The organism is Microbispora sp. NPDC049633 (assembly GCF_040675265.1).
In the GTDB taxonomy this organism is placed as follows: Bacteria; Actinomycetota; Actinomycetes; order Streptosporangiales; family Streptosporangiaceae; genus Microbispora; species Microbispora maris.
The window spans coordinates 1-8908 of the sequence record NZ_JBFAOO010000255.1 but is presented as its reverse complement, the minus strand read 5'-3'; the positions used below and the strand labels follow the sequence as shown (position 1 = coordinate 8908).

7 protein-coding genes and 1 pseudogene are annotated in these 8908 nt (G+C 73.1%); 6 read left to right on the top strand and 2 right to left on the bottom strand.

Annotated features, from left to right (window positions below; genetic code table 11):
• Positions 1-290, bottom strand: a pseudogene (locus AB0J39_RS35745) (hypothetical protein); the annotation flags it as partial.
• 229 nt (positions 291-519) lie between these two features.
• Between AB0J39_RS35745 and AB0J39_RS35740 the strand changes: the two are divergent.
• Together AB0J39_RS35740 and panC are read left to right on the top strand one after the other, a co-directional pair.
• Positions 520-1410: a DUF2520 domain-containing protein gene (locus tag AB0J39_RS35740; protein ID WP_363472957.1), complete on the top strand. Its 891-nt coding sequence runs from the start codon at positions 520-522 to the stop codon at positions 1408-1410.
• Positions 1401-2255, top strand: a complete 855-nt coding sequence (gene panC, locus AB0J39_RS35735) for a pantoate--beta-alanine ligase (protein ID WP_363472956.1) — start codon at positions 1401-1403, stop codon at positions 2253-2255. The genes AB0J39_RS35740 and panC overlap by 10 nt, the downstream gene beginning before the upstream one ends.
• Here panC and AB0J39_RS35730 read toward each other — a convergent pair.
• Positions 2252-2881 carry a class I SAM-dependent methyltransferase gene (locus AB0J39_RS35730; RefSeq protein WP_363472954.1) on the bottom strand — a complete coding sequence of 210 codons (630 nt, stop codon included), beginning with the start codon at positions 2879-2881 and terminating at the stop codon, positions 2252-2254. The two genes, panC and AB0J39_RS35730, sit on opposite strands and share 4 nt — an antisense overlap.
• Positions 2882-2943: 62 nt before the next feature.
• On the opposite strand from AB0J39_RS35730, the gene AB0J39_RS35725 reads away from it, so the two are divergent.
• From AB0J39_RS35725 to lysS, 4 genes are all read left to right on the top strand, one after another.
• On the top strand, positions 2944-3627 hold the full coding sequence (locus tag AB0J39_RS35725; protein WP_363472951.1) for a helix-turn-helix domain-containing protein: 684 nt from the start codon (positions 2944-2946) through the stop codon (positions 3625-3627).
• A gap of 66 nt (positions 3628-3693) precedes the next feature.
• On the top strand, positions 3694-6195 hold the full coding sequence (locus tag AB0J39_RS35720; protein WP_363472949.1) for an L-aspartate oxidase: 2502 nt from the start codon (positions 3694-3696) through the stop codon (positions 6193-6195).
• A 7-nt stretch (positions 6196-6202) separates the two neighbouring features.
• Entirely contained in the window at positions 6203-6985 is a 783-nt protein-coding gene (locus tag AB0J39_RS35715) for a type III pantothenate kinase (RefSeq protein ID WP_169988986.1), read from the top strand.
• A 59-nt stretch (positions 6986-7044) separates the two neighbouring features.
• Positions 7045-8730 carry a lysine--tRNA ligase gene (gene lysS, locus AB0J39_RS35710; RefSeq protein WP_363472947.1) on the top strand — a complete coding sequence of 562 codons (1686 nt, stop codon included), beginning with the start codon at positions 7045-7047 and terminating at the stop codon, positions 8728-8730.
• Positions 8731-8908: the final 178 nt, after the last annotated feature.

Here is an 8908-nt window from a genome sequence, read left to right as displayed (position 1 = left end):
GGGGACAGGTCGACGGCGGTGACCCGCAGCCGCTCCGCGAGGTCCGGCGGCGCGGCGGCGAGCACCCGGGCGGCCAGGAGGCCGTCGCCGCTGCCCATGTCCACGAGATCGACCGGGTGGGGCCGGCCGAGGGCGGCGTCGACCCGCCGGAGCAGGCGCAGCACCGCCTCGGCGAAGACCGGCGAGGCGTGCACCGATGTCCGGAAATGCCGGTCGGGGCGCTCCCGCAGGTAGAAGCCCCGCTCGCCGTAGAGCGCCCGCCGCATGGCCTCCCGCCAGGTGACTTCCACAGGGCTTCACGGTACCGACACGCCGGGGCCGTGACGAAAAGTAGTCACTTTCGTACTTATGGCTCAACATAGGCCTGTGAGAAACGGGACAAAATCGGACCGTCGGGTTGGGACGACCGAGGCGTGCCTGCCCGGCTGAGCCACGCCCGGCAGGGCTTGATCTGGCAGACATGACCTGGAGCCGGGTCGGCGGGAGCGCCGCCGCTACGCTGAACCGAGGGGAGGCGTCATGGACACAAGTGACCGCCCGGCGCGGCTCGCCGTGGGAGTGCTCGGCGCGGGACGGGTCGGCTCCGTGCTCGGAGCCGCGCTCATGCTCGCGGGTCATCGGGTGGTGGCGGCCAGCGGGGTGTCCGACGCGTCGGCGCGACGGGCCGCCGACCGCCTCGGCCTGAAGCTCAGCAGGCCGGACGAGGTGATCGCCAAATCCGAGCTCGTGCTGCTCACCGTGCCGGACGACGTGCTGCCCGGCCTCGTGTCCGGCCTCGCCGCCACCGGCGCCGACCTGCGCGGCAAGCTCCTCGCGCACGCGAGCGGCGCGTACGGCCTGGGCGTGCTGGATCCCGCGGCCGAGGCGGGCGCGCTGCCGCTCGCGCTGCACCCCGTGATGACGTTCACCGGCAGGAGCGACGACCTGACCCGGCTCAACGGCTGCTCGTTCGGCGTCACCGCGCCCGACCTGCTGCGGCCGGTGGCCGAGGCCCTGGTGATCGAGATGGGCGGCGAGCCGGTCTGGATCGCCGACCGGGACCGGCCGCTCTACCACGCCGCCCTGGCCGGCGCCGCGAACCACATGGTGACGCTCGTGGCCGAGTCACAGGAACTGCTCGCGAAGATCGGCGTGGAGCACCCGGGCCGGATGCTCGCCCCGCTGCTGAGCGCCGCCCTCGACAACGTGCTGCGCCTGGGCATCAGCGGGCTCACCGGGCCCGTGGTGCGCGGCGACGCGGGCACGGTGCGCAAGCACGTCGACGCGCTCATCCTGGCCGCCCCCGAGGCCGCGGACGCGTACGTCGCCCTCGCTAGACTCACCGCCGACCGGGCGCTCGCGGCGGGGCTGCTCAAGCCGGAGGCGGCCGAACGCCTGCTGGACGCCCTGGGAGGGAACATATGGACCTGACCGTCGCCACCGACCGGGCCGGCCTCGTCAAGGCGAGGGACGCGCTCGGCCCCGGGAGGACCGCCCTGGTCCCCACGATGGGGGCGCTCCACGAGGGCCACAGGTCGCTCATCCGGCTGGCGCGCGAGCACGCCGACCACGTGGTGGTCAGCGTGTTCGTCAACCCCCTGCAGTTCGGCCCCGGCGAGGACTTCTCCCGCTATCCCCGTACGTTCGACGCCGACCTCCGGGCGTGCGAGGAGGAGGGCGTGGGCGTGGTCTTCGCGCCCTCGGCCGACGACATGTACCTGCCGGACCGCCAGGTGGAGGTCTCGGCGGGCGGCATGGGCGGGGTGGTCGAGGGCGCCTTCCGGCCCGGCCACTTCGACGGCGTGCTGACCGTGGTGCTCAAGCTGTTCAACCTGGTGCGGCCGGACGTCGCGGTCTTCGGGCAGAAGGACGCCCAGCAACTCGCGCTGATCCGGCGGATGGTGGCCGACCTCGACGTCCCCGTGTCGATCGTCGGCGCGCCGACCGTGCGGGAGCCCGACGGTCTCGCGCTGTCGAGCCGCAACAGGTATCTGTCCGAGGCCGACCGCCGTACCGCGCTCGCGCTGTCGCGGGCGCTGCGGGCCGGCGCGGCACGGGCCGGGACGGCGGGGCCGGCCGGAATCCTCGACGCCGCGCGGGCCGTGCTGGAGGAGGCCGCCCGCTTCGACCCGCCGCTGCTGCTCGACTATCTGATCCTGGCCGATCCCGCGACGTTCGGGCCGGTGGGCGACGACCACCGGGGCGAGGCCGTCCTCGCCGTCGCCGCCAAGGTCGGCACCACCCGTCTCATCGACAACGTGGTCCTGACCCTTTAGGGAACTCGGGCTCCCCCGGCCCGCAGGGTGAACCAGAAGGTGGGGAACGGGTTCGTGCCGGGTGTGACGTCGGCCAGCTCCCAGCCGGCGAACCTGGCCCGCAGCTCGTCGGCGGTGACCCCGGAGAACGTGTCGTCAAGCGTTCCGGGGCCGTAGCCGAACATCAGCAGCCGTGCGCCGGGAGCGGCGCGCCTGGTGAGTCCTTCGGCGTAGGCGTCGCGGCGGTGCGGCGGGATGCCGCAGTAGCAGCTCAGGTCGAAGAACAGGTCGTAGGAGCCGGGCACGTCCGCCTCGTCGAGCCTCGTGGCGTCCGCGTGCAGCAGCCGTACGGCCACTCCCGCTGCCTCGGCCTTCTCCCGGGCCTGCTCGACCGCGCGCTCGACCAGGTCGACGGCCACGACCTCCCAGCCGTGTCGGGCCAGATATATGGCGTTTGTCCCGGTGCCGCAGCCGAGCTCCAGCGCGCGGCCGGGCGGCAGGGCGTCGCGCCCCTCGATCAGGGCCACCAGTTCGGGCGGCGTCACGCCGGTGTCCCACGGCGGCTTGCCGGCCCGGTAGTACTCCTCCAGCGCCCGGCGCACCGCCTCCTCGTGGTCCGCGTCCTGAATCGTGTCCGGCCTGTCCATGATCGCGCTCCTGGTTGTTAGAGGCTAACTCTAGTGTTCGACTCTAGAGATAGACTCATGCCGTGGACACCGTCAAGAGGCCGGACAAACGGGCCGAGCGCTCGCGCCGCACACGGGAGAAGATCATCGAGGCGGCGCGGGAGCTGTTCGTCGCGCAGGGCTATGGGGCCACGAGCCTGCAGGAGGTCGCCGACCGGGCGGGCGTGGCCGTCCAGACGGTCTACTTCGTCTTCGGCAACAAGCGCACGTTGTTCAAGCACGTCGTGGACACGTCCATCGCCGGCGACACCGAGCCGGTGGCGACCATGGACCGTGAATGGTTCCGCGCCGCGTGCGCCGCGCCCACCGCGGCCGGTCAGCTGCGCGCGCACGTTCGCGGCGCAAGTGAGATCCTCGGCCGGGTCGCCCCGCTCATGCCGATGATCGAGTCCGCCGGGGCCGCCGATCCGCAGATCGCCGCGCAGTGGCCCGACGGCCCCGATCCGCGCTACGTCGTGCAGCACGCCGCGGCCCAGGCGCTGGCCGGCAAGCCCGGCGTCCGCCCCGACGTCACCGCCGAGATGGCCGCGGACCTGCTGTTCTGCCTGCTCAGCCCGCAGCTTTACCTGCTGTTCGTGCGGGACCGCGGCTGGTCGCCGGACAGGTGGGAGGAATGGGCCTACGGCACTCTGGCCGCCCAGCTCTGCGCGGACCCCGCGGCGGGCACGGGTGGCGCCGACGGCCGTGGCCGGGGGGACGCCGGATAGGAGGGGCCGGGGCGGCAGCATCGCACGGGGGGCGTTATCGTCATTATGACGAAAGGGGATCCCCTCATGGTGGCGCTCGCACGCAGACTCACCGCCCCCGCACCCGGCTGGACCGTCGAGGCCGACGCCGTCGTGATCGGGTCCGGCATCGCCGGCCTCACCGTGGCGCTGCGCCACGTCGAACTCGACCCCCGGGCGCGGGTGCTCGTGGTCACCAAGGACGTGCTGTCGGCCGGGTCCACCCGCTGGGCCCAGGGCGGTATCGCCGCCGTCCTCGACCCCGAGGACACCCCCGACGAGCACCTGAGGGACACCCTCGTCGCCGGGGTCGGCCTGTGCGACGAGGAGGCCGTACGCGTCCTGGTCACCGAGGGCCCCGACGCGCTGAAGCGGCTGATGAGCCACGGCGCCGAGTTCGACCGGGGCACCGACGGCGAGCTCCAGCTCACCCGCGAGGGCGGCCACCGCCGCAACCGGATCGTGCACGCGGGCGGCGACGCGACCGGCGCCGAGGTGCAGCGGGCTCTGGTCGAGGCCGTGCTGGCCGAGCCGCGCATCGAGGTCATCGAGCACGCCCTCGCCCTCGACCTCCTGCTCGACGCCGAGGGCCACGCCTGCGGGGTCACGCTCCACGTCATGGGGGAGGGCGCCCGCGACGGCGTCGGCGCCGTACGGGCCGGGGCCGTGGTGCTGGCCAGCGGCGGCATGGGCCAGGTCTACGCGGCCACCACCAACCCCGTCGTGTCCACCGGGGACGGCGTGGCGCTGGCCCTGCGGGCCGGCGCGGTCGTCAGGGACATCGAGTTCGTGCAGTTCCACCCCACGGTCCTGTGGCTGGGGGAGGGCTCGACCGGCCAGCAGCCCCTCGTCTCCGAGGCCGTACGCGGCGAGGGCGCCGTGCTGATCGACTCGGACGGCGAGCGTTTCATGCGGGGCGTGCACGAGCTGGCCGACCTCGCGCCCCGCGACGTGGTCGCCAAGGCGATCATGCGCCGGATGGCGCGGACCGGCGCCGACCACGTCTACCTCGACGCCACCCACTTCGGCGAGGAGAAGTGGCGCTCCAGGTTCCCCACGATCCTCGCCGTCTGCCGCGAGCACGGCATCGACCCCGTCACCGAGCCCATCCCCGTCGCCCCCGCCGCCCACTACGCGAGCGGCGGCGTGCGCACCGACCTGTACGGCAGGACCAGCGTGCCCGGCCTGTACGCCTGCGGAGAGGTGGCCTGCACGGGCGTGCACGGCGCCAACCGGCTGGCCTCCAACTCCCTGCTGGAAGGGCTCGTCTACGGCGAGCGCATCGCCGCCGATCTGGCCGCGAAGAAGCCCACCCCGCGCGAGCCCGCACGGGACGACCGGCCCGAGGGCCTGGCCGACCCGCGTACGCGCCCGAGGGTCCAGGGCCACATGAGCCGGGGCGCCGGGGTGCTGCGCAGCGACCGGAGCCTCGCGCAGGTCGCCCGCGCGCTCTCCGACGCCCGCTGGACGCCGGTCGCGGTCGAGCCCTGCACCGAGTCGTGGGAGGCGACCAACCTCCTCACGGTGGCCTCCGCACTGGTCGCCGCGGCGGCCGTGCGCGAGGAGACCCGCGGCTCCCACTGGCGGGAGGACCACCCCGACCGCGACGACGCCCGCTGGCGGGCGCACATCGACATCGCGCTGACTGCGGAGGGACTGACCTTGACGTACACGCCTCACGAGGAACTGCGGACCGAGCTGGACAAGGCCGGCCTCGACCCGGACATCGTGCTCGGTCTCGTCCGGGCCGCGCTGGAGGAGGACCTGGCCGGGGGACAGGACGTGACCTCGGTCGCCACCATCCCCGCCGGCCAGCGAGCCGTCGCCGACGTGGTGGCGCGCAAGGAGGGCGTCGTCGCCGGCCTCGCCGTGGCCGAGACCGTCTTCCGCCAGGCCGGCGGGCAGGTCGAGGTCGAGCGGCACGCCGCCGACGGCGACCGGGTGCGCCCCGGCGACGTGGTGCTGACCGTGCGGGGCACCACCAGGGACCTGCTCACGCTGGAGCGCACCGCGCTCAACTTCCTCACCCACCTGTCCGGCATCGCCACCCAGACCCGCCGCTGGGTGGACGCCGTGGAGGGCACCGGCGCCCGGATCCGCGACAGCCGCAAGACCCTGCCCGGGCTGCGCGCGCTGGAGAAGTACGCCGTCCGGGCCGGTGGCGGGGTCAACCACCGGATGGGCCTGCACGACGCCGCGCTGATCAAGGACAACCACGTCGTCGCCGCCGGAGGCGTCGCCGAGGCGTTCCGCGCCGTACGGCAGGCCTTCCCCGGCCTGCCGATCGAGGTCGAGGTGGACCGGATCGACCAGATCGAGCCGGTCCTGGCCGAGGGCGCCGACGAGATCCTGCTCGACAACTTCACCGTGGACCAGCTCGCCGAGGCCGTACGGCTGGTGGCCGGGCGGGCGCGACTGGAGTCGAGCGGCGGGCTGACCCTGGACATGGCCCGCGCCGTCGGCGAGACGGGGGTCGACTACCTGGCCGTCGGCGCGCTCACCCACTCGGCCCCGGCACTCGACCTGGGCCTGGATCTTCGTGAGGCATAATCAGGGAATGCTGCTCACCATCGACGTCAGCAACACCCACACTGTGCTGGGCCTGTTCGAGGGTGAAGAGGTGATCGAGCACTGGCGGATCGCCACCGATCCGCGCCGCACCGCGGACGAGATCGCGGTGGTGCTCCAGGGTCTCCTCGGGCAGTCGCCGCTGCTCAAGGACGCCGACATCAGCGGCATCGCGATCTGTTCCACGGTCCCGTCGGTGCTCAACGAGATGCGGGAGATGTCCCGGCGCTACTACGGCGACGTCACGGCCGTGGTCGTCGAGCCCGGCGTCCGCACCGGCGTCCCGGTGCGGATGGACAACCCCAAGGAGGTCGGCAGCGACCGCATCGTGAACGCGCTCGCCGCCACCGCCCTGTACGGCGGGCCGTGCGTGATCGTGGACTTCGGCACGGCCACGTCGTTCGACGCGGTCTCGGCCCGGGGCGAGTACGTCGGCGCGGTGACCGCCCCCGGCCTGGAGATCTCGGTGGACGCGCTCGCCACGGCCGGGGCCCAGCTGCACAAGGTCGAGCTGGTCCGGCCGCGGTCGGTGATCGCCAAGAACACGGTGGAGGCGCTCCAGTCGGGCATCATCTACGGCTTCGCCGGCCTGGTGGACGGCATCGTGGACCGCATGACGGCCGAGCTGGCCTCCGACCCCGACGACGTCACCGTGGTCGCCACGGGCACCGGTGCGCCGCTGATCATCGGCGAGGCCCGTACCATCGACGTGCACGAGCCCTGGCTCACGCTGATCGGCCTGCGGCTGGTCTACGCCCGTAACGCGTCCTGACGACTCCCTCGCGTACGGGACCATAGAGGGCAGGATCCCGTTCAGAGAGGACTGACGTGATGGACGCCGACTGGGTGGCGCGTTTCGCCGATGAGGTCATCGCCGAGGCTGAACGGCGCGCACCGGGCAAACCCATCGTCTGCGCGTCCGGCCTCAGCCCGTCGGGCCCGATCCACCTGGGCAACCTGCGCGAGGTCATGACGCCGCATCTGGTGGCCGACGAGATCAGACGGCGGGGTCACGAGTGCGTGCACATCATCTCGTGGGACGACTTCGACCGCTTCCGCAAGGTGCCGGTGGGCATCGACCCCTCGTGGAACGAGCACATCGGCAAGCCGCTGACCACCGTCCCGGCCCCGCCCGGCAGCGAGTACCCGAACTGGGCCGAGCACTTCAAGGCGCCGATGATCGCCGCGCTGAACGAGCTCGGGGTGGAGTTCCAGGGCATCAGCCAGACGCAGATGTACACCTCCGGGGCGTACCGGGAGCAGGTGCTGCTCGCCATGCGCGAGCGGCGGCGGATCGACGCGATCCTCGACCAGTACCGCACCAAGAAGGCGAAGGCCAAGGAGGTCACGGACGCCGACGAGGCCGCCGCGATCGAGGGCTCGGGGGCCGCGAGCGAGGACGACGGTTCCGGCGCCGGGGGCTACTACCCCTACAAGCCCTACTGCTCGGCCTGCGACCGCGACCTGACCACGGTCACCTCCTACGACGACGAGACCACCGCGATGTCGTACACCTGCGTGTGCGGCCACAGTGAGACCGTCCTGCTGTCCGAGCACACCCGCGGCAAGCTGGTGTGGAAGGTCGACTGGCCGATGCGCTGGGCGTACGAGGGCGTGGTCTTCGAGCCGTCGGGCGTGGATCACAGCTCGCCGGGCTCGTCGTTCGTCGTCGGCGGTCAGATCGTCCGCGAGGTGTTCGACGCGCCGCAGCCGATCGGGCCGATGTACGCCTTCGTCGGCATCAGCGGCATGGCCAAGATGAGCAGCTCCAAGGGCGGCGTGCCGACCCCGGCCGACGCTCTGTCGATCATGGAGCCCGCGCTGCTGCGCTGGCTCTACGCCCGCCGCCGTCCCAACCAGTCGTTCAAGGTCTCCTTCGACCAGGAGATCCAGCGGATGTACGACGAGTGGGACACGCTGACCAGGAAGGTTCAGGACGGCACGGCGCTGCCGGCCGACCAGTCGGCCTACCGGCGGGCGTCGAGCACCGCGTCCAGGACGCTGCCGGAGACGCCGCGGCGGCTGCCCTACCGCACCCTCGCCTCCGTCGTGGACATCGCCACCGGGCACGAGGAGCAGACGCTGCGCATCCTGCGCGCGTTCGACCCGGAGATCGCCGGGCTGGACGAGCTGCGACCGCGGCTCGACCGCGCCCAGCACTGGGTGAACACCTACGTGCCCGCTGAGGAGCGCACGCAGGTGCGCGAGACGCCCGACAAGGAGCTGCTCGACACGCTCGGCGAGCAGGACCGCGAGTCGCTGCGCCTGCTGGCGGAGGGCCTCGACGCGCACTGGTCGCTCGACGGGCTGACCACGCTCGTGTACGGCGTGCCGAAGGTGCAGGCCGGGCTCGACATGGACGCCAAGGCGGCCACGCCCGAGCTGAAGGCGGCCCAGCGGGCCTTCTTCGCCCTGCTCTACCGGCTGCTCGTCGGCCGCGACACCGGCCCGCGTCTGCCCACGCTGCTGCTGGCCGTGGGCCGCGACCGGGTGCGTGAGCTGCTCGGTCGCGCCTGAGCGCGCCGTGTCTCATGGCCCGGGGGCGGGCCGCACCGCCGATTAGCTATGGCCGCGGGGCGGGCGGGCGCGCCGCGCGCCCCCCGGGGGGGCGCGCGCCCGGGGCCGCCCGCCCCCCGGCCCGCGGGCGCCCCGGGGCGGGACGCCCGCGCACCGGCCGGCGGTCCCGGCCCCGGCA

Excerpts from the sequence above, each read along its gene's own strand:
- AB0J39_RS35740 (WP_363472957.1), top strand. The coding sequence starts at position 520 with ATGGACACAAGTGACCGCCCGGCGCGGCTCGCCGTGGGAGTGCTCGGC.
- AB0J39_RS35715 (WP_169988986.1), top strand. The coding sequence starts at position 6,203 with ATGCTGCTCACCATCGACGTCAGCAACACCCACACTGTGCTGGGCCTG.
- panC (WP_363472956.1), top strand. The coding sequence starts at position 1,401 with ATGGACCTGACCGTCGCCACCGACCGGGCCGGCCTCGTCAAGGCGAGG.
- AB0J39_RS35720 (WP_363472949.1), top strand. The coding sequence starts at position 3,694 with ATGGTGGCGCTCGCACGCAGACTCACCGCCCCCGCACCCGGCTGGACC.
- lysS (WP_363472947.1), top strand. The coding sequence starts at position 7,045 with ATGGACGCCGACTGGGTGGCGCGTTTCGCCGATGAGGTCATCGCCGAG.
- AB0J39_RS35730 (WP_363472954.1), bottom strand. The coding sequence starts at position 2,881 with ATGGACAGGCCGGACACGATTCAGGACGCGGACCACGAGGAGGCGGTG.